The sequence below is a fragment of the Flavobacterium coralii genome (assembly GCF_019891545.1).
GTDB classification, from domain to species: domain Bacteria; phylum Bacteroidota; class Bacteroidia; order Flavobacteriales; family Flavobacteriaceae; genus Flavobacterium; species Flavobacterium coralii.
On sequence record NZ_JAHDIU010000050.1, the window covers coordinates 1 to 425 of the forward strand.

The following is a 425-nucleotide window of genomic DNA, read 5'->3' on the forward strand; positions in this document are numbered from 1 at the left end:
CAGCACTTCAGAGTTGCTCGTGCTTTTCTTCGATCTTCTCTAGACCATCATCGTCTTCAAAGGCGTCGAAGAAACTTACAGTTATATCTTCTTCTCTTACTAATTCTACTCAATTTCCCCGCCTCATTAGAAGTTCCCCTGTCTTTGCCGCCCCTTCCACTCTCACAACAGCTTTGGAAATGGACGCAGTTGAAAGGTTGAAATCAGGGTTCGAGCACTTCAAGACTGAGGTTTATGACAAAAAGCCTGAGCTTTTCGGTGAGCTTGCAAAAGGTCAAAGCCCGAAGTTTATGGTGTTCTCATGCGCCGATTCAAGAGTTTGTCCATCAGTGACTCTGAACTTCAGTCCGGGAGAGGCATTCGTCATGCGTAACATTGCTGCCATGGTTGCACCTTATGATAAAACTAAGTTTTCTGGGACTGGG

The 425-nt window shown here is 45.6% G+C and carries 1 protein-coding gene; it reads left to right on the top strand.

The window, feature by feature from the left end; translation table 11 throughout:
• Positions 1-179: 179 nt before the first annotated feature.
• The coding region (locus KJK34_RS15115; protein WP_317196890.1) for a carbonic anhydrase at positions 180-425 on the top strand (246 nt) is incomplete at its 3' end.